21 protein-coding genes are annotated in these 19536 nt (G+C 66.0%); 11 read left to right on the forward strand and 10 right to left on the reverse strand.

From position 1 onward, the window contains the following. Positions 1-49 precede the first annotated feature (49 nt). The 8 genes from N8I74_RS02410 to N8I74_RS02445 all read right to left on the reverse strand — a co-directional run bounded on the left by N8I74_RS02410 (position 50) and on the right by N8I74_RS02445 (position 6049). Positions 50-1195, reverse strand: coding sequence for an MFS transporter (locus tag N8I74_RS02410; protein WP_263125326.1), 1146 nt, complete (start codon positions 1193-1195; stop codon positions 50-52). Positions 1196-1271: 76 nt separating this feature from the next. Next, positions 1272-2048 carry a sulfurtransferase gene (locus N8I74_RS02415; protein WP_263125327.1) on the reverse strand — a complete coding sequence of 259 codons (777 nt, stop codon included), beginning with the start codon at positions 2046-2048 and terminating at the stop codon, positions 1272-1274. Positions 2049-2095: 47 nt separating this feature from the next. Further along, on the reverse strand, positions 2096-3157 hold the full coding sequence (gene arsB, locus N8I74_RS02420) for an ACR3 family arsenite efflux transporter (protein ID WP_263125328.1): 1062 nt from the start codon (positions 3155-3157) through the stop codon (positions 2096-2098). A gap of 39 nt (positions 3158-3196) precedes the next feature. Next, complete coding sequence (locus tag N8I74_RS02425; RefSeq protein ID WP_263125329.1) at positions 3197-3694, reverse strand: arsenate reductase ArsC; 498 nt, start codon at positions 3692-3694, stop codon at positions 3197-3199. Between the two features lie 14 nt (positions 3695-3708). Beyond that, on the reverse strand, positions 3709-4185 hold the full coding sequence (locus N8I74_RS02430; RefSeq protein ID WP_263125330.1) for an ArsI/CadI family heavy metal resistance metalloenzyme: 477 nt from the start codon (positions 4183-4185) through the stop codon (positions 3709-3711). A 16-nt stretch (positions 4186-4201) separates the two neighbouring features. After that, positions 4202-4537 (reverse strand): ArsR/SmtB family transcription factor, encoded by a 336-nt coding sequence (locus tag N8I74_RS02435; RefSeq protein ID WP_263125331.1) that lies wholly within the window; start codon positions 4535-4537, stop codon positions 4202-4204. A gap of 368 nt (positions 4538-4905) precedes the next feature. Continuing rightward, complete coding sequence (locus tag N8I74_RS02440) at positions 4906-5322, reverse strand: ExbD/TolR family protein (RefSeq protein WP_263125332.1); 417 nt, start codon at positions 5320-5322, stop codon at positions 4906-4908. A gap of 1 nt (position 5323) precedes the next feature. Next, positions 5324-6049, reverse strand: coding sequence for a MotA/TolQ/ExbB proton channel family protein (locus N8I74_RS02445; RefSeq protein ID WP_263125333.1), 726 nt, complete (start codon positions 6047-6049; stop codon positions 5324-5326). Between the two features lie 434 nt (positions 6050-6483). Between N8I74_RS02445 and N8I74_RS02450 the strand changes: the two genes are divergently transcribed. Beyond that, on the forward strand, positions 6484-6684 hold the full coding sequence (locus tag N8I74_RS02450) for a SlyX family protein (RefSeq protein ID WP_263125334.1): 201 nt from the start codon (positions 6484-6486) through the stop codon (positions 6682-6684). Positions 6685-6876: 192 nt separating this feature from the next. Continuing rightward, on the forward strand, positions 6877-7371 hold the full coding sequence (locus N8I74_RS02455; protein ID WP_263125335.1) for a hypothetical protein: 495 nt from the start codon (positions 6877-6879) through the stop codon (positions 7369-7371). 10 nt (positions 7372-7381) lie between these two features. Here N8I74_RS02455 and N8I74_RS02460 read toward each other — a convergent pair whose 3' ends face one another. Together N8I74_RS02460 and N8I74_RS02465 are read right to left on the reverse strand one after the other, a co-directional pair. Continuing rightward, positions 7382-8620, reverse strand: a complete 1239-nt coding sequence (locus N8I74_RS02460; RefSeq protein ID WP_263125336.1) for a TIGR03862 family flavoprotein — start codon at positions 8618-8620, stop codon at positions 7382-7384. Positions 8621-8811: 191 nt separating this feature from the next. Beyond that, on the reverse strand, positions 8812-9648 hold the full coding sequence (locus N8I74_RS02465; protein WP_263125337.1) for a class I SAM-dependent methyltransferase: 837 nt from the start codon (positions 9646-9648) through the stop codon (positions 8812-8814). Positions 9649-9854: 206 nt separating this feature from the next. Between N8I74_RS02465 and N8I74_RS02470 the strand changes: the two genes are divergently transcribed. From N8I74_RS02470 to cysT, 9 genes are all read left to right on the forward strand, one after another. Next, positions 9855-10070: a hypothetical protein gene (locus tag N8I74_RS02470; RefSeq protein ID WP_263125338.1), complete on the forward strand. Its 216-nt coding sequence runs from the start codon at positions 9855-9857 to the stop codon at positions 10068-10070. Positions 10071-10209: 139 nt separating this feature from the next. Beyond that, the gene (gene loiP, locus N8I74_RS02475; protein ID WP_263125339.1) at positions 10210-10959 is read left to right on the forward strand and encodes a metalloprotease LoiP; all 750 of its coding nucleotides are present in this window, start codon (positions 10210-10212) and stop codon (positions 10957-10959) included. A 473-nt stretch (positions 10960-11432) separates the two neighbouring features. Then, a complete protein-coding gene (gene aceK, locus N8I74_RS02480; protein ID WP_263125340.1) occupies positions 11433-13169 on the forward strand; it encodes a bifunctional isocitrate dehydrogenase kinase/phosphatase in 1737 nt (578 codons plus the stop codon). A gap of 110 nt (positions 13170-13279) precedes the next feature. Then, positions 13280-14134 (forward strand): fructosamine kinase family protein, encoded by an 855-nt coding sequence (locus tag N8I74_RS02485; protein ID WP_263125341.1) that lies wholly within the window; start codon positions 13280-13282, stop codon positions 14132-14134. Positions 14135-14151: 17 nt separating this feature from the next. Then, positions 14152-16230, forward strand: a complete 2079-nt coding sequence (locus N8I74_RS02490) for a site-specific recombinase (protein ID WP_263125342.1) — start codon at positions 14152-14154, stop codon at positions 16228-16230. Beyond that, positions 16202-16798: a 2OG-Fe(II) oxygenase gene (locus tag N8I74_RS02495; protein ID WP_263125343.1), complete on the forward strand. Its 597-nt coding sequence runs from the start codon at positions 16202-16204 to the stop codon at positions 16796-16798. The genes N8I74_RS02490 and N8I74_RS02495 overlap by 29 nt, the downstream gene beginning before the upstream one ends. A gap of 67 nt (positions 16799-16865) precedes the next feature. Beyond that, positions 16866-17387, forward strand: a complete 522-nt coding sequence (locus N8I74_RS02500) for an outer membrane lipoprotein (protein WP_263125344.1) — start codon at positions 16866-16868, stop codon at positions 17385-17387. A 162-nt stretch (positions 17388-17549) separates the two neighbouring features. Beyond that, complete coding sequence (locus N8I74_RS02505) at positions 17550-18554, forward strand: sulfate ABC transporter substrate-binding protein (protein WP_263125345.1); 1005 nt, start codon at positions 17550-17552, stop codon at positions 18552-18554. 150 nt (positions 18555-18704) lie between these two features. Beyond that, positions 18705-19535: a sulfate ABC transporter permease subunit CysT gene (cysT, locus tag N8I74_RS02510; RefSeq protein ID WP_263125346.1), complete on the forward strand. Its 831-nt coding sequence runs from the start codon at positions 18705-18707 to the stop codon at positions 19533-19535. The last annotated feature ends 1 nt before the right edge of the window (position 19536 follow it).

Raw genomic sequence — 19536 nt, forward strand, 5'->3', positions numbered from 1 at the left:
CAGCCTTTCAAGCACCAGGCAAGTGCTACTACTCGATCCGCATGGAGAATCAGGTGTGACCAGATTTTTTGCTTATCGCTAGCAAACAAAAGCATGAAAGCCCCCCAATCGCGCCGGTCAACATCGCCGCATTGCTTCCAAAGCGATCCAAGGCATACCCCATCAATGGCGGCGCAAAAGCTTGGCCAATCCGCGCAGGTGCCATGATCCAGCCCAGCCGAGCACCGTAGCCCTCCGAGCCAAAGAGCGCGAGCGGGACTGTGCCCTTGGCAATGGTCATCACCCCGTTGCCCATGCCATGCAGGATTGTGAAGAGAAAGACCGCGGGCGAGCCAAGGCTCAGCAACAGCAGCACGCCGATCGGGTGGGCTGCAGCTGCAAACCGAGCGGATATCAGGGCGTGGTAGCGCTGTAGCCAACCGAATTCGGCAACGCGGCCAAGGACCTGGAATGGCCCTACCAACGACGCCGCAGCCAAGGCAATCCCGACACTTGCTCCCGAGAGCTGCAATAGCCTCGGCAGGTGAGCCGCCATGGCCGTAGCGATGAACCAGGCGAATCCAAAGGCAATGGCGACGAGGACCATGTCCTTGAACGAACCTTGTGCCGGCGGATTGCTCCCCTGCTCTGGGCTCTGCAGCGAACTGGCTGAAGTGCTGATTTTCGGGAGGGAGAGATTCAGCGGCAGCCCAATCACGAGATGAATTGCAGCCCAAGCGAAGCATGCAATCCGCCAGTCGAATTGGTGTGTGAGCAGGGTGGTCAGGGGCCAGCCCACCGTGCTGGCAAAACCCGCGATCAGGGTGATGCCGGTGATGGCCTTTCTGGCGCCGGAGCCATACATGAACACCAGCGTGGAAAATGCAGCCTCGTAGAGGCCCAGCCCCATTGCTGCGCCCAGCACAATCCATGCGGCGATCAGCGACAGCATTCCTTGGCTCAAGCCCAGCAGGGTGAGGCCCACCGCAAGCAATATGCTGGAACACACCAGGACAGAGCGGCCGCCGGTTCGATCAATCCAGTGGCCAACCTTGGGACCCATCAAGCCGGACAGCAGAAGTGCTCCGGAGAAGGCCAGGAAAATCTGGGCGCTTGATAGGCCGAGCTCAGCCCCCTGTGCTTCTGCCAATACGGCAGGCAGGTAATACGTGGATGCCCAAGCCAACGTTTGCGCGCTGCCGAGCGTTGCGATCACTCGAGTCGTATTGGGGGACTGTACCTGGGGAGCGTTGAGCATAGGGCAGAGGTATTTGGATGTGGATGAGGGGCCTTCAGGCACCTGTTTCAACAGCAAGCGTCGAGTCGGCGGCCCACTCGCTGAAGCCCTGATAGTAGACGCCGACCTGTTCGAATCCCGCTGCCGCAGCGACGAGGCCGGCGAACGAGCCGCGGCCGCCGGAGCCGCAGTGCGTGGTGATCTGCTGGCCGGGATCAAACCCTGCCGCGCAAAGGATCGCCCGCAGCGCTTGCGGTGGCTTGATGAGGCCGGTGTCATCGAAGCATTGCCGATGATCGATGTTGATGCCGCCTGGGATATGTCCGCCCCTGGCGTAGCTGTCCGCCTTGCTGCCCTCGAATTCGGCCGGCGTACGTGCATCCCAGATCCGGGCGGTGCGTGCTGCCACTTGCTGGGCAAGCACGGCCTTTTCGACCAGCCGCGCGCTGACCGGCGCGGTGATGCCGATCGCCTCCTCGTGGCTGCCGAAGGTCCCGAGCAGGGCCGGTGCGCCCCCATTCACGACGAATGCCGTCACCCCGGACAGCTGCAGGATGAACCACGCCCTCGCGGCTTCGGTCATCGAGCCATCGTCGTACACAACCACGGGTGCCGGGCCATGGAGACCGAGCCTGGTCAGTTCCGCCGCCCACGAAGCGGTTTGATCCAGGCCGGTGGCCGGGTTCCTTGCCCGCTCCCGCCATGCACGCGGTTCCAGGTGGATCGCGCCAGGCATCTGCCCCGCCTCGTACTGCAACCGGGCCCGGACATCGAGGAATCGGGCCTGCGAAAGTGCGTGGGCCTGAGCGGCTGAAACAAGCGGGGACGACATGGCATCTTCCTTTTGTGGGGCTGTACCGGGGACAGCCCGGCGTGCGTCTATACGTTCTGTTCGTACCAACCCTTGCTGGCGTTGACTACTTTGACCACTAGCAGCATCACCGGCACCTCGATCAGCACGCCGACCACGGTGGCCAGCGCCGCGCCCGATTCGAAGCCGAACAGTGCAATCGCCGCGGCGACCGCCAGCTCGAAGAAGTTCGAGGCACCGATCAGCGCGGAAGGGCAGGCCACGCTGTGTTTTTCGCCCACCTGCCGGTTCAGCCAGTACGCCAGCGCCGAATTGAGGAGCACCTGGATCAGGATCGGCACCGCCAGCAGCAGGATCACCAGTGGCTGGCGCAGGATGGCCTCGCCCTGGAACGCGAACAGCAGCACCAGCGTGAGCAGCAGTGCGGTGATGGACCAGGGGCCGATGGCGGCGAGCGCGGCATCGAACGCAGCTTGGCCGCGTGTCAGCAGCACCCGGCGCAGCAGCTGCGCCAGGATGACCGGGATCACGATATACAGCAGTACCGAGGTGAGCAGCGTATCCCACGGTACGGTGATGCTGGAGACCCCGAGCAGGAAGGCCACCAGCGGTGCGAAGGCGAACACCATGATCAGGTCGTTCAGCGCCACCTGCGACAGCGTGAAATACGGATCCCCGCCGGTAAGCCGGCTCCAGACAAAGACCATCGCGGTGCACGGCGCGGCCGCCAGCAGGATCAGGCCGGCGACATAGCTGTCGATCTGGGCCGCGGGCAGCCATGGCGCGAACAGCCCACGGATGAACAGCCACGCCAGCAATGCCATCGAGAACGGCTTCACCAGCCAGTTCACCGCCAAGGTCACCGCAATGCCACGCGAATGGGCCTTCACCTGATGCAGGGCGCCGAAGTCGATCCGCAGCAGCATCGGGATGATCATCACCCAGATCAGCAGCCCGACCGGCAGATTGACCTGGGCCACCTCCAAGGCGCCCAGCGTCTGGAACGCGTGTGGGAACCACTGTCCCAGCAGCACCCCGATGACGATGCAGATCGCCACCCAGGCACTGAGGTAGCGCTCGAACACCCCCATCCCGCTGGCCGATGCTGTGGGTTCACATCCGGTCGACATGGCTACGACTCCAGTTTCGCTGCAGGCAGGCGCCGATGGCTATTCCACCGCGGTTTCGCCGATCTCGCGGACCAGTTGCTTGAGCGCATCGCCCTGCAGCCGCTCCGCTGGGGCCTGGACCAACAACTCGGTGCGCTTGCGGATCTGCTGGAAGATCTTCTCGAACGAGGCGCGCACGGCCTCATCCGTTTCACCGTGCGGATCCTCATAGCCCCAGTGCGCGGTGGTCGGATGGCCAGGCCATACCGGGCACACCTCGTTCTTGGCGTTGCCGCAGACGGTGACCACGATGTCCATGTGTGGTGCCTCAGCACCTTCGAACACATCCCAGGACTTCGAGTGCAGCGTACTGGTGTCGTAGCCGATGCCACCCAACAGCGCGATCGCATGCGGGTTGACGCGGCCGCTGGGGTGGCTGCCGGCGCTGAACGCCCTGAAGCGGCCGGCACCCAGCACATTGAGCCAGCCTTCGGACATCACGCTGCGCGCGGAATTGGCGGTACACAGGAACAGCACATTGAGAACAGGATTGCTCATGGGGTCTCTCGGGGTTAGCAGCAGCCGCTACCGGGGGCGCAGCTGTTTTTCGGGGTGATAGTTTGCAGCGTGGGCTGCGACGGCGCGCAGCAGGCACGCTCGCTCTCCTGCCTCGCGCGGTTGAAGGTGGGGATGGCCGCCAGCGTGCGGTAGCTCTCCCAGGCGATGCCCGAGGGGTCGGTCACCCAGTGCTTGTCCGATTCGGCATAGCAACAGGCTGTCCCTGTTTCGCTCACCACACCGAGGTCGGCGGCTTGGAGCTGCGCCTGCAGAGCGGCAAGCTCGTCATCGCTGTCCACCTGGAAGCCCAGATGATCGACCCCGGCGGGGGTACCGCGCTGCGAGATGGCGAAGTTGATGCGTGGGTCCTCCAGCATCCACTTGGCGTAGTCCGGCTTCTGCACCGTGGGCTGGGCGTTGAACATGGCGGAGTAGAACCGGATGCTGTCGTCGAGCTGGTCGACCGACACATGGACATGGAAACGCTTCATGACAGGGCTCCAGGTTTCAATTGCAGTTGCCGGCACAACTGGCACGGTCATCGGCTACGTCGCAGGCGGTGCCGGCGCAGCAGTTTTCGGTGAGAAAGCCCAGCAGCTCGTTCATCGCGGCATAGTTGGCCGAGTAGAAGATGAAGCGGCTTTCCTGCCGGGACGACACCAGCTGGGCGCGGGCCAGCTCCTTCAGATGGAAGGACAGCGTGGCGGGGGCGACGCCCAGCGCCTCGCCGATGCGCCCGACGGCCATTCCTTGCGGGCCGGCAGTGATCAGCAGGCGGAAGATCGAGAGGCGCGTGTCCTGGGCCAGCGCGGCCAGGCGTGCGACAGCGGCTTTGCTTTCCATGTTTCCATTATTATGGAAATGAAAAACGCCGGTCAAGGGGGCGGCACTGTGCCTGGCCGGCATGGCTGGTCGCCAAGGGATCGAACGCGTCAGGATGAAGCGAGGCCGTGGCCGGTACGGGTGGCTGTGCATTCGGTATGGATGCGCCGATGCGGATGACTGCCACCTGGCCGGCCGCTGCCGGCAAAACCCGGCTGGCCGCTCGCGCACACCGGGCGTACCAGCGGGACTGCCAGCCTAGGCAGTCCGGTTCAGCGCCGTCCAGGGGGTTGCGCGCTGCCCGCGGCACCGCTGCGCCGGGTGTTGTCAGCGGTTCGGGCCTGCTTGTCTCGGGAAGGGCGCGCGCCGCGGATTGCGGCGCGCGTGCGTCAAGGCTGCTTGGGGTCGGTGACGAAGCCGATCTTGGTCATGCCGGCGCGCTGGGCCGCCGCCATGGTCTGCGCCACCGCCTCATAACGTACTTCGCGGTCGGCCGCGAGGTGCAGTTCGGGCTGCGGCGTCTTGTGCGCAGCCTCAGCCAGCTGGGATTGCAGCGTGGCCTCGTCCACCGGCTTGCCGTTCCAGAAGCGCTGGCCGGTGGCATCGATCGACAGCGAGATATGCTCGGGCTTGAGTTCCTGCGGCTGGTTGGCTGCGCGCGGCAGGTCAAGCTTCACCTGATGGCTGATCACCGGCACGGTGATGATGAAGATGATCAGCAGCACCAGCATCACGTCGACCAGCGGCGTCATGTTGATTTCGCTCATCACCTCGTCGTTGCTGTCATCCAGGCTGCCGAACGCCATCTCAGCGCCCCCCGACCACGTTCAGCGTCGGCGCCGGCGAGGCGGTGCCGACGCGGGCGCCGGTGATGAAGTAGGCATGCAGGTCGTGGGCGAAACGGTTGAGCTGGGCCAGCACCGATTTGTTGCCGCGCGACAGGGCGTTGTAGCCCAGCACCGCCGGGATGGCCACTGCCAGGCCGAACGCGGTCATGATCAGCGCTTCGCCCACCGGGCCTGCCACCTTGTCGATCGATGCCTGACCGGAAACGCCGATGCTGACGAGCGCGTGATAGATGCCCCATACGGTGCCGAACAGGCCGACGAAGGGAGCGGTCGAACCCACCGATGCCAGGATGGACAGCCCCGACTGCATCGCTTGGGCCGCATCGTCGATACCACGCCGCAGATTGCTGGTGACCCAGTCGCTCACATTGAGCGCGCCGTGCAGGTCCGATTTGTTGTGCGCATGGTGCGCCACCGCCTCGGCGCCTTCCTCGGCCAGGTTGCGGAACGGATTGTCCGCCTTGGTCTCGCCCAACACCGCCAGGCCCGCGGCGAAATCGCGCTGGTGCCAGAAATCATGGGTGGCGGCGCGGGCCTGGCGCTTCAGGCGCATCAGGCGCCAAGCCTTGAGCACGATCACGCACCACGAGGCCACCGACATGAGCAGCAGCAAAACCGCCACGCCGCGCGTGACCGCATCGCCCTGTGCCCACAGGGCGGCAATGCCGTAAGGGTTGTTTTCCATCGAACGACTACTCCTGGGGAACGCTTCGGAATGCATGGGCGGACCGGGGCCGCCGCAGAGACATGCATCATAACGCGAATAATTATCAACTTCAAAGAGCCGGCCGGCCTGTGCCATCCGCCCGCCTGCCGCGCAGGGCCGTGCCGCCCCCAGTGGTGCGTGGCCCATGCCGCAATGCGGGCAGGATGCTGCCGGACCCGGTCGGGCGAGGTGGTCCGGCCCGAACGGACAATGTCCCGCAACACAGGGGGTCGACATGTCCGATGACAAGCATCATCCGGGTATCGCCACCAGCGTGGGATGCCGCCCGGCAGGTACGGGCTGTCGGGCCGGCAGTTGCCGGCGTATCGCGGCCGACCAACTCGCCGCCCGGCACGGGCCATGCCGCGCTATGCTCTGTCCCCCGTCATCCGGCCGCATGCGATGGAGCTGCCATGGAACAACGTCTCACTGACCTTGAAATCAGGCTGGCCTTCCAGGACGACCTGCTCGACACCCTCAACCGCACCGTGGCACAGCAACAGCAGCAGCTGGATCTGCTGCAGGCGCAGCTGCGCGAGCTGTACCGGCAGCTGCAGTCGTTCGAGCCGGCCGCACCGCGCGCTCCGGCCGAGGAGATCCCGCCGCATTACTGAGCACACCGCCGCCATGGCGGCGTCGTGCACGGCATCGCAACACCACGGGGCGGAGGGCGCCGACAGCGGCAGCCCTGGCGCGACGGGTGGCAGTATGTGCTTGATTCCTACGCGCTTTTGCGCGGCCGGCTGATAGGTCGGATGACAGGGCAGCGCCACAATCGGCGCAATGTCCTATCAGGAGGAGCTGTCATGCGCCCTGCTCTGATGCTGCTTGCCCCGGTTTCACTGGCCGCCACCGGCGCCTTGCTGTTCACCCTCTCGGCCAATGCCGCATGGCGCGCGCCCGAGCCGCGACCGGCGGTGGTGGCGGTCCATGCACCGCAGGTGCTGCACCCGCGCGATGTGTTGGTTTCGGGGGTGCCTGCACCGATCGCTGATCCGGTCACGGTCATTGCCGCCAATCAGCGCATCGCGCTTGCGGCGCAGCCCGTTGCGGACATCGAGGCAACTTCCGATGAAACCGCGCCGGTGGTCGACGATGGCACGCTGGCCGTCGAGGGCACACCCGGCAGCGAAACGGGCGACACCCCCGAACAATCGCGCAGCCAACATACCGAAATGGCCGCCGTGCGTGTGTACCAGTGCGAGGACGAAGTGGTGGGCACGGTGTTCCAGGATCGGCCGTGCGGTCCTGCGGCCGATCGGGTCGACGCCGTTGCCGAGCCGCAGCGACAGCGTTCCTGATCGGGGGCGCTTACCGTGCCAGCCAGTCGCGGGCACCGATGCCGGCAAGCCGGCCGGTGGCGAAGCAGGCGGTCAACAGATAGCCCCCGGTGGGTGCTTCCCAATCGAGCATCTCGCCTGCGCAGAACACGCCGGGCAGCGCATGCAGCATCAGCCGGTTGTCCAATGCACTGAATGCGATGCCGCCGGCGCTGCTGATCGCCTCGTCGATCGGGCGAGGTGCCCGTAACCGCAGCGGCAGCGCTTTGATGCCGGCAGCCAGCGCGCCCATGTCCGAGAACACGGTCTTGGGCAGGCATTCGCGCAGCAGCGCTGCCTTCACCCCCGTCAATCCCAGCTTGCGCCGCAGATGGTTGGTCATTGAGTCGGCGCCGCGTGGTGCCGCCAGTTCGGCTGCCACCCGGGCCGCGTCGCGTCCGGGCAGCAGGTCCAGATGAAGCATGGCACTGCCGCGCGCGGCGATCTCGTCACGCAGTGCGGCGGAGCAGGCATAGATCAGGCTGCCTTCGACCCCATAACGGCTGATCACGAATTCCCCCTGCCGTTGCCAGACCTGGCCATTGCCATCGGTAAACCGCGCGCCTACCGCTTTGAGCGGGCAGCCGGCGAACCTGTCGGCAAACAGCGGTTGCCAGTCCACCTCGAAACCACAATTGCTGGGCTGCAGCGGCGTGGTCTCCACGCCGCGCGCGGCAAGCCAAGGCAGCCAGGCCCCGTCCGAACCCAGCTTCTTCCAGCTTGCGCCGCCCAGCGCCAGCACGGTGGCGTCGGCGTGCACGGCGATTTCGCCCGCCGGACCGGCAAAGCGCAGCGTGCCGTCATCGTTCCAGCCCAGCCAGCGATGGCGCACCTGCAGATTCAGTCCGGCATGCCGCAGTCGCTGCAGCCAGGCGCGCAGCAGCGGTGCCGCCTTCATGTCGCGCGGAAACACCCGGCCGGAACTGCCGACGAACGTTTCGATCCCCAATTGCGCGAGCCAGGCACGCAGCGCCGTGGGGTCGAAGGCATGGATCGCGGGTTCGAGCGCCGCGCGCCGTGTGCCGTAGCGAGCCAGGAACGGCGCCAGCGGCTCGGAATGGGTGATGTTCATGCCACCGATGCCGGCCAGCAGGAACTTGCGCCCGACCGAGGGCATCGCGTCGTACAGCGTCACCGCCACGCCTGCCTGCAACAGGACTTCGGCTGCCATCAGACCGGCGGGGCCGCCACCGATGACGATGGCGCTGGGGGAAGGGGCCGCAGGCGGCATGCGTGGACTCCGGCTGGATCAGGTGGATGGGTGTCAGCGGTATGGCCCACAGCCGGGCTGGTGTGGCCGGTGGCACTGGCTCAGGGCGAGGCTGCTGTGGACAGCATCGGCCAGGCGCACAGCTGCCGTTGCGGCCAGCGGACGCAGAGTGCGGGATTTGCCGCCGGCGTGCAGCGGTGCCCGTGTACCGCTCATGCGCTGCGGCTGGCGCTGAAGCGCTCGCGCAGCGTTGTCAGCCCCAGCGCATCGAGCAGCGCATCGCGGCGCTCGGCCGGCCGTGCACGTGGCAGGTCCTGGTATTCGGCGATGATCAGTTCGTTTTTCATCGAGTGTTCCCAGCCCACCAGCTCGGTCACCGTCACCTGGTAGCCCTGTGCCTCCAGTTCCAGGCAGCGCAGCACATTGGTGATCTGGCTGCCGAATTCGCGGGTGTGGATGGGATGGCGCCACAACTCGGCCAGCGGTGCCTTCAATGCCTGCGCCTTGTGCTGCTTCAGCGTGGTGGCCACCTCGGCCTGGCAGCACGGCACCAGCACGATATGGCGGGCCTGCTTTTGCAGCGCGAAGTGGATGGCATCGTCGGTGGCGGTGTTGCAGGCATGCAGTGCGGTGACGACGTCCACCCGTTCCGGCAGTCGCGGCGAGGTGATCGATTCGGCGACCGACAGATTGTAAAAGCGCATTCCGGCGGCGAAACCGAGCTTCTGCGCCAGCGCCATCGACGACTGCACCAGCTCGTCGCGGGTTTCGATGCCGTAGATGCGCCCCTGCGGCGCGCGTCCCTTGAAGAACAGGTCGTACAGGATGAAGCCCAGGTAGCTCTTGCCGGCGCCATGATCGACCAGCGTCAGCTCGGGCTGGTCCTGCACGCACGCCTGCAACAGCGGTTCGATGAAATTGAACAGGTGATACACCTGCTTGAGCTTGCGACGGCTGTCCTGGTTGAGCTTGCCGTCGCGCGTGAGGATGTGCAGCGCCTTGAGCAGCGCCACCGACTGCTCCGGGCGGATGTCGTACTTCTCGGTCATGAGCGCAGGGTTCCTGGGTCTGAGCCGTGCGGGGCGCCGGCAGGGCGTCGCACAGGCCGGCGCCATTGTACCGCGCCGCGTGGCGGTGCCGATCCGGCCACCTCCGTCACAATATGTTGCAAAGTTACATGAAATGGATATTTGAAATTGAAACAAAACTACAGTAGATTACGTAGTAATACTACACAACACCCAGGAGCTACATCATGACCTCGTTACTTGCCTCCCTGCTTGCCCTGTCGCGTGGCAATGCCGACCGCATCACTGTCAACGACCGTGTCAACCGCGTGGCCGGCCTTGCCGGCGGCGAGCGTGTCGACGGCCGCGTGCTCAAGATCATCGGCCAGCGCGCCCGTGTGTGCTGGCCGCAAGGCCAGAAGACCGAGGAAGACCTCGGCAACCTGGTGCTGATCGTCGAGTGACACGCAGCCCCGGCCGCGCCGGTAGTGGCAACGTATGCTGAATCCTGGCTGACGTTGCATGTTGATCTGCAGGCTCCTCTGGTATGATGCCGCGCTTTGTCTTTCAGTCACACGCGATACGACAACAGGGGAAATCGCCATGAAGATCCGCCACGCCATCCTTGCCGCCGGCACGCTGCTGTCCGCCCAGGCCCATGCCTTCGACCTCGGTGGCATGCTCAAGGCCGGCACGCAGGCCGTGCAGGCCGCCACCTTGTCCGATGCCGATGTGAAGAGCCTGACCGATCAGGCGTGCAAGCAAAGCGATTCGCAGGCACAGATCGCGCCGGCCAAGGACAAGTACGCCAAGCGCATGGACAGGATCGCCAAGGCCATGGGCAGCGAGATCAACGGCCAGAAGGTCAACTACAAGGTCTACCTGACGCAGGAAGTGAACGCCTGGGCGATGGCCAACGGCTGCATCCGTGTCCACAGCGGCCTGATGGACCTGATGAACGACGACGAGGTGATCGGCGTGATCGGCCACGAGCTGGGCCACGTGGCGCTGGGCCACACCAGGAAGGCGATGCAGACCGCCTACGCCGTCTCGGCCGCCCGCTCGGCCACCAGCGCCAGCAATGGCAACGCCGCGGTGCTGGCGTCGTCTGAGCTGGGCGACTTCACCGAAAGCCTGATCAATGCGCAGTTCTCGCAATCGCAGGAAAAGGACGCCGACAACTTCTCGTTCGATCTGCTCACCGAGAAGAAGCTCAAGCGCGAAGCCCTGGTCACCGCGTTCCAGAAGCTCGAACAACTGGGCGGCGGCGAGCACGGCATGCTCAGCTCGCACCCGGCCTCGGCCGATCGCGCGAGGAACATCGAAAACCGCCTGGCGGCCGAGAAGAAGTAAGGCGGCAACGGCGTTTCGGTGCGACAAGAAGCCAAGCGGGTGCCCGGCTTTTGGTTGTGGGCGGTGGGCCGAAGGCGCGCGCCCGAACGGGCACCTGCTGCGCTTGCCAAAGCCCGCCAGTCGGCGCCGTCGTCGCGATGGTCCGGCTGACTTGCGGCAAATCGCGTCTTGCAACGTCTGCGCCGAGCCGGTTCGGTGCGGCACCGCCGCTCCGCCGCGGGTCACAGCCGCGTTGTGATGCGAATCCGTGCCGTAATCGACGCCGATGCAGGGCGGCAACCCGACCCATCCGGAACCGCGCACCTGCGTTGGAGCGGCAGTCACGGCGCGGCCTCGAACCTGGCCCGGGCTGCCGCTGCCGGTCGGCGTGCAGCATTGATGCAAACCACCATGGCCGGTGGCGCGTGCGCGGCTAAATTGAAAGCATCGCCGTGTTGCCCGCCCCCGCCATGCATCCTGATCCCGACGCCGGCATGCCCCTCGCCCAAGCCAGCCCCACGCCCGCGCTGGTGGCGCGGGTGATCCTGGATGGTTTCGATCATCACTATCTGTTGTTCCGTGCCTGCAGCCAGGTGGCACAAGCGCATTTCGAGGCCGGCGACGCGGCGGCGCAGCGCGAGGCGGTGCGCGACCGGATCGCCTTCTACGATGCGCGGGTGGACGAGACCATCGCGCGGCTGACCGAGGAATTGAATGCGCACCGGCTGCCGGATGCGGCCTGGGCGCGGGCCAAGGCGGCCTATATCGGCCTGTTGCTCAACCACAAGCGCCCGGAGCTGGCGGAAACCTTCTTCAACTCGGTGTGCTGCCGCATCCTGCACCGCGCCTATTTCCACAACGATTTCATCTTTTACCGGCCCGCGGTCTCGACCGAATACCTGGAGACCGACGAGCGTCCCACCTACCGCAGCTACTACCCGCAGCCGGGCAACCTGCGCGCGACCGTGGCGCGCATCCTGACCGATTTCGGCTGGACGCTGCCGTTCGTGGATCTGGCGCGCGATGTGAAGCGGGTGCTGCGCGCGCTGCGCGAGCACCTCGGGCGCTGGCCGCGCTTGGCGTTCAACGCCCATATCCAGGTGCTGACCTCGCCGTTCCATCGCGGCAAGGCGGCCTACCTGATCGGACGCGCGGTCAACGGCGATCTGGAGATCCCGTTCGCGCTGGCGCTGCATCGCAACGCCGGGGGCCGGCTGTTCATCGACGCCGCGCTGTTCGAGCGCCAGCACATCCGGCACCTGTTCTCGATGTCGCGCGCCTATTTCCTGGTCGACATGGAAGTGCCCTCCGCCTACGTGCGCTTCCTGCAAAAGCTGCTGCCGCAGGTCTCGCGTGCCGAGCTGTACACGATGCTGGGGCTGGGCAAGCAGGGCAAGACCATGTTCTACCGCGAGCTGTTCCACCACCTGCGCCACAGCAGCGACCGCTTCGTGTTCGCACCGGGGATCAAGGGCATGGTGATGGTGGTGTTCACGCTGCCGTCGTTTCCGTTCGTGTTCAAGGTGATCAAGGATGTGATCCCGCCGCCCAAGGAGGTCGACCGCCAGACCGTGTGCGCCAAGTACCTCCTGGTCAAGCAGCATGACCGGGTCGGGCGCATGGCCGATTCGCTGGAGTTCTCGGACGTGGCACTGCCGCGCCGGCGCTTCGATCCGGCCGTGATCGAGGAGCTGCGCACGCTGGCGCCGTCGATGGTGGAGGAGGACGGCGACAGCGTGGTGATCCGGCATCTGTACATCGAGCGGCGCATGATGCCGCTCAACCTGCTGCTCGATAGCGGTGTGCCCGAGGTGGTGGACAGCGTGGTGCGCGACTATGGCAACGCGCTGCGCGAGCTGGCGATCGCCAACATCTTTCCGGGTGACATGCTGTTCAAGAACTTCGGCATCACCCGGGCCGGGCGGGTGGTGTTCTACGACTACGACGAGATCGAGTACATGACCGACTGCGATTTCCGGCGTATCCCGCCGCCGCTGGCGCCCGAATACGAGCTGTCGGGCGAGCCGTGGTTCGCCGGGCACAGGAACGAGGTCTATCCCGAGGAGTTCGGCACCTTCCTGCTGACCCGGCCGCAGATCCGCGAGGCGTTCATGAAATACCACGCCGACCTCCTGCAGCCCGAGTTCTGGCAACGCACCAAGGCACGTATCGAGGCCGGCATCGTCGAGGATTTCTTTCCCTATCCGGCGTCGCTGCGCTTCGCGCAATAGCCGGCCGGGATCGAACCCGGCTTGCGTCGGCACAGGAGCACGCACCGTCGCGGTGTCGCCGTGGCCGTCATCCCGCTACCCTGCGCATATCGGGACGACGGGAAAGCAATATGTGGCAGGAGATCGCCGCGGCCGTCTCGGCCGCGCTCGGGCAGTCGCTGATGTTGGCAGCGCCGCGTGCCGTCGGTGGCGGCAGCATCAACCGGGCCTGCCGGGTGGACAGCGCGGCCGGGCCGTTCTTCGTCAAGCTCAACAGCGCCGACCGGACGGCGATGTTCGAGGCCGAGGCAGCGGGCCTTGCCACCCTCGCGCCCTATCTGCGGGTGCCACGTCCGATCGCGCAGGGCGTGGCCGGCGGGCAGGCGTTCCTGGTGCTCGAATGGCTGCCGCTGGTGCCTGGCGGCGACGAGGCAGCGTTGGGCGAGGCGCTGGCGCGGCTGCATCGCGCAGCGCATGCGCAATTCGGCTGGCTGCGCGACAACACCATCGGCAGCACGCCACAGCACAACGATTGGTCGTCGGACTGGGTGGCGTTCTGGCGCGAGCGGCGCCTGGGCGTGCAGCTGCAACTGGCCGCGCGGCGCGGGCGGCGCTTTCGCGAGGCCGAGGCGCTGCTGGCGGCGCTGCCGGCATTTTTCACCAGCCATCAGCCCGTACCATCGCTCTTGCACGGGGATTTGTGGTCGGGTAACGTCGGCTTCCTCGCTGCCGATGCGCCGGTGCTGTTCGATCCGGCCTGCTACTACGGCGACCGCGAGGTGGACCTGGCGATGACCGAGCTTTTCGGCGGCTTCGGCCACCGCTTCTATGACGCCTACCGTGCGGCCTGGCCCCTGGATGCCGGCTACCCGGTGCGGCGCGACCTGTACAACCTCTATCACGTGCTCAATCACTTCAACCTCTTCGGCGGCGGTTATGCCGACGAGGCCGGGCGCCTGATGCGGCGCCTCCTGAGTGCTGTGTGAGTGAATGAAGGAGCGTGATGCAGGCCATCCTGCATGAGATGACGACCGCGGCGGACGCCGAACTGATCGGGTTGCTGGCCGCGCTGATCCGCCAGCTGCGCCCGGCGCGCGCGCGCGACGGGCGTGCCGCGATCAACGGCGTGCAGGCGCTGTGCTACCTGCTGGAGCTGCACCCGGAATACCGCCAGGCGCTGCGCCGCGCCTTGCTGCACCTGATCTCCAGCTGCCGGCAGGTGCCGCTCTATACCGAGACCGGCATCCTGTCCAACGAGACATTCTTTGCCACGCTGCGCCGCCGTATCGGTGAGCGGCTGCTGCCGCCGGTGCCCGACCCGCAGTCGCTCAAGGACCGCTTCGGCGAGATCTTCAGCGCGCCGGACGACCACGAATGGCTGGCGGCGGTACCGCGTGAACACTGGTACGAACTGGGCCGCGCGCTGCACTTCGACGAAGAGCGCGACCGGGACAGCATCGCCCGCACCCGGCTGCAGATGCTGGAGGCGATCCAGATCCTGTCGTGCCGCCTTGCTGCGATCGGCCTGGAGCCGGAGATCGTGCGCAACTGCCCGGAGGTGCAGCGCTTCGAATCGCCGTTCGTGCACCAGAACATCGAAACCCTGGCGTACATCGAGCGCTATCGCGCGGCGATGATCGACGCCACCTTGCCCAAGGACGACGATGCGCAGATCCTGGTGCTGCTGGACCAGTGCGAGGCGCAGATCGCCAAGGTACGCAGGAGCGCGGCGCGCCAGGGGGTGTCGGTCAGCCTCACCTATCTGCTGATCCGCATCCGCCAGCATATCGAGCGCATCAAGCTGCTGCTCGACCTGATCGACCCGGACGGTGACCGTGAAGCGCACGCCGAGCGCCTGCTGACGGTGATGATCGAGCTGGTACGTGCCGAGAACCGAAAACACCGCATCCGTGACGTGTTCTCGGAGAACACCGAACTGCTGGCGCTGCAGGTGACCGACCACGCCAGCCGCACCGGCGAGCACTACATTGCCGAAAGCCGGCGTGAATGGGTGGCGATGTTCAAGTCGGCCGCAGGCGCCGGCTTCATCGTCGGCTTCATGTCGCTGTTCAAGCTGCTGACCGGCAAGGCCCACCTGCCGTTGCTGCTCGAGGCGCTGGCATTCGGGCTCAACTACGCGCTCGGCTTCATGCTGATCCACATGCTGCATTTCACCATCGCCACCAAGCAGCCGGCGATGACGGCGGCCAAGATCGCCGCCTCGATCCACCAGCAGAGCGCCCAGGGCGGTAGGAGGCAGCTGGACCTGGACGAGCTGGCGCTGCTGATCGTGAAGGTGATCCGCACCCAGTTCATCGCCATCCTGGGCAACGTGCTTATCGTGATGCCGTTCGCACTGGGCATCGCACTGGCGTGGAAGACGCTGCTGGGCGTGCCGGTGGTGGATGCGGCCAAGGCGCAGCGCCTGTTGCACGATTTGTCACCGATCGCGAGCCTGGCGCTGTTCCATGCCGGCATTGCCGGCGTGTGCCTGTTCCTCGCCGGGTTGATCTCGGGCTACTACGACAACAAGTCCATCTACAACAAGATCCCCGACCGCGTCGCCGCGCTGCCCTGGCTCAACCGGCTCATCGGCGAGCGCCGCACCCGCCGGCTGGCCGGCTATATCGAGCACAACCTGGGGGCGCTGGCCGGCAACTTCTATTTCGGCATGATGCTGGGCACTATCGGTACCATCGGCGTGCTGGTGGGGCTGCCGGTCGATATCCGCCATATCACCTTCTCGTCGGCCTACCTGTCGTATGCGGCGGTGTCGTTCGATTTCCAGCTGGATCCCGGCGTGGTGCTGATCTCGCTGGCCGGCATCGCGCTGATCGGGCTGACCAATCTTGCCGTCAGCTTTGGATTGGCGCTGTGGGTGGCGTTGCGCTCGCGCAAGCTCAATTTCCGCGCCACGCGCCCGCTGCTGGGCAAGCTGGTCCGGCATTTCCTGACCCGGCCGGGCGATTTCCTGCTGCCGCCGCGCGCCGAGGCGCCGTTGCCCGAGCCCGTCGCGCCGGCCGAGGCACCGCCGGACAACCTGGAGACCGTGCGTGACTGGATACGACGACGTCGTCGATAAGCTGGCCCGCGCCGGCTGGGCGGTGCAGCCGGGTTTTCTGTCGACCGCTGAGACCGCGGCGCTGGCGGCCTGCGCCCAGGCCCGCGCGCCCCGCTTCCAGCGTGCCGGGGTGGGGCGGGCGGACGGCCACACCGTGGATGCCGCCATCCGTGGCGACAGCGTGCTGTGGCTGGACGAGGGCGACCCGGCGCTGCAGCCGGTGATGGCGCGGCTGGAGGCGCTGCGCCAGACGCTGAATCGTGAATTGTTCCTGGGCCTGGCGCACCTGGAGTGCCATTTCGCCACCTATCCGCCTGGAGCCCGCTATCAGCGCCACCTGGACCAGCACCGCGGCCAGGACACGCGGGCCATCACGCTGGTGTTGTACCTGAACCCGGACGACTGGCGGGCGGAACATGGCGGGCAGTTGCGGCTCTATACCGCAGATGAGCGGTTCGAGGACGTGCAGCCCACCGGTGGCACGCTGGTGCTGTTCCGCTCCGAACGGTTCGAACACGAGGTCCTGCCGGCGCTGCGCGAGCGGCGCTCGCTCACCGGCTGGTTCCGGCGCCGCGAGGCGGGGCTGTGAGATCGCCCACCGTGCCACGCCGACCGCCCATCCTAGAATGCGTGGTCCAGACAGAGAGAGCATCGCCATGAATATCCGTAATCTATTGACCGTGGCCGTCACCGGCACCGCCCTGCTGCTGGGGGGCTGCGCCACCAGCGATTCGGCCAACGTCTACAAGCGCAGCCAGATGCGGAATGCCGCCACGGTGCAGTCCGGCGTCGTCGAACAGGTGCGCGAAGTCAGGATGGAGGATTCGACCGGCATCGGCGCGGTCGCCGGCGGGGTGATCGGCGGCGTGGCCGCCGGACGCAACATCGGTGGCGGTTCCGGGCGCGTGGTCAGCGGTGTCATCGGCACCATCGTCGGCGGTCTGATCGGGAATCGGCTCGAAGAGCAGTTGACGAGCAAGGACGCGCTGGAAGTGACCGTGCTGTTGGACAACGGCCAGCGCCTGGTGGTGGTGCAGGAGGCCGATCAGCCGTTGGCGCCGGAACAGCGCGTCAACGTGCTGTCCGACGGCCAGAACACCCGGGTGGTGCCAAGCAACGATCCGCCCCCCGGTTCCCGGCCTTCGCGTGGCGCCAGCCCAGCAGCGCTGACGCTGTAATCCTTCCTCTGCGCCACCCGACACGGGCAGCTTCGGCTGCCCGTTTTGCTGACTGCTGCGGGTTTATATCCGTGGACGATTTGTTATTAGCTCGATAGTCTAAATTTTTATAAACGCTATAGGCATAATCCTCCTTTGTTGCCCAATCGACCCGTGATGATCATGAACCGACGCCTTCGCCTGCTGGCCGCCGTGCTGGCCCTGTCCAGTGCTTCCGCCCTTGCCGATGTGACGCTGCTCAACGTCTCGTACGACGTGATGCGCGACTTCTACAAGGATTACAACCCAGTCTTCGCCAAGCATTACGAGGCCAAGTTCAAGGACAAGGTCACCGTGCAGCAATCGCACGGCGGCTCCTCCAAGCAGGCGCGCTCGGTGATCGACGGCCTGGAGGCGGACGTGGTGACCATGAACCAGTCCACCGACATCGATGCCATCGTCGAGAAGGGCAGGCAGATCAGCCCGGGTTGGGACAAGGCGCTGCCCAATGGCGCGTCGCCATTCTCGTCGTTGCAGGTGCTGATCGTGCGCAAGGGCAATCCCAAAGGCATCCGCGACTGGAACGACCTTGCCAAGCCGGGGGTGCAGGTGGTGGTGCCCAACCCCAAGACCTCGGGCAACGGCCGTTACACCTACCTTGCGGCCTGGGGCTACGCGCTGCGCCAGCCGGGCGGCAATGACGCCAAGGCGCGCGCCTTCGTCGCCGGCCTGTTCAAGAATGTGCCGGTGCTCGATGCCGGCGGGCGCGCCGCCACCACCACCTTCATGCAGCGCCAGATCGGCGATGTGCTGGTCACCTTCGAAAACGAAGCCGAGATGATCGCGCGCGAATTCGGCCGCGGTGGCTTCGAAGTGGTCTACCCCTCGGTGTCGATCGATGCCGACCTGCCGGTGGCGGTGGTGGACAAGGTGGTCGACAAGAAGGGCACGCGCCGTGCAGCCGAGGAATACCTCAAGTACCTGTGGAGCCCGGAAGGGCAGACCATTGCCGCGCAGAACTACCTGCGTCCGCGCGACGCCACCGTGGCCGCCCGCTTCGCCAAGCAGTTCCCGGCGATCAAGCTCTTCACCGTCGATGCCTTCGGCGGCTGGCCCAAGGCGCAGAAGACCCACTTCGACGACGGCGGCCTGTATGACCAGATCTCCGCCGGCAACCTCAGGAAATAGCGGGCGCGCCTGCTGACACCGCAGATACGGGACCACGGCATGGCGCCGTGACGGCGCGGCGCTTTCCGGCTGGATCGCCGCCGTCCGCCACGGTCCATGGACCGGGCCGGCGGGCTCGCGCTGTCGCGGCGCACTTCCCAGGAAAACAACATGGCATTCAAGCAACACAGTGTGCTGCCGGGCTTCGGGCTGTCGCTCGGCTATACGCTGCTCTATCTGTCATTGATCGTGCTGTTGCCGCTGTCGGCGCTGATCGTGAAGACCACCGCGCTCGATGCGGCCGCGTTCTGGCAGGCGGTGACCGAGCCGCGTGTGCTGGCGAGCTACCGCGTCACCTTCGGTGCCTCGCTGATCGCGGCGCTGATCAATCTGGTGTTCGGCCTCCTGATCGCCTGGGTGCTGGTGCGCTACCCGTTCCCCGGCAAGCGCCTGGTCGACGCGCTGGTGGACCTGCCGTTCGCGCTGCCGACCGCGGTGGCCGGCATCGCGCTCGCCACGCTGTATGCGCCCAACGGCTGGATCGGCCAGTACCTGGTGCCCTTCGACATCAAGGTGGCGTTCACGCCGCTGGGCATCGTGTTCGCGCTCACCTTCATCACGCTGCCGTTCGTGGTGCGGACGGTGCAGCCGGTGCTGCAGGATCTGGAGAGCGAGCTGGAGGAGGCGGCGGCGAGCCTGGGGGCGACCCGGCTGCAGATCTTCACCAAGGTGATCCTGCCGACGCTGCTGCCGGCGTTGCTGACCGGGTTCGCGCTGGCATTCGCCCGCGCGGTGGGCGAATACGGGTCGGTGATCTTCATCGCCGGCAACATGCCGTTCGTATCGGAGATCACCCCGTTGATGATCATCTCGAAGCTGGAGCAGTACGACTACCTGGGTGCCACCGCGATTGCGGTGGTGATGCTGGCGGTGTCGTTCGTGCTGCTGCTGGTGATCAACGCCTTGCAGTGGTGGTCCGGCAGACGTCTGGGAGGAAGATAGG

The organism is Chitiniphilus purpureus, assembly GCF_025642115.1.
In the GTDB taxonomy this organism is placed as follows: domain Bacteria; phylum Pseudomonadota; class Gammaproteobacteria; order Burkholderiales; family Chitinibacteraceae; genus Chitiniphilus; species Chitiniphilus purpureus.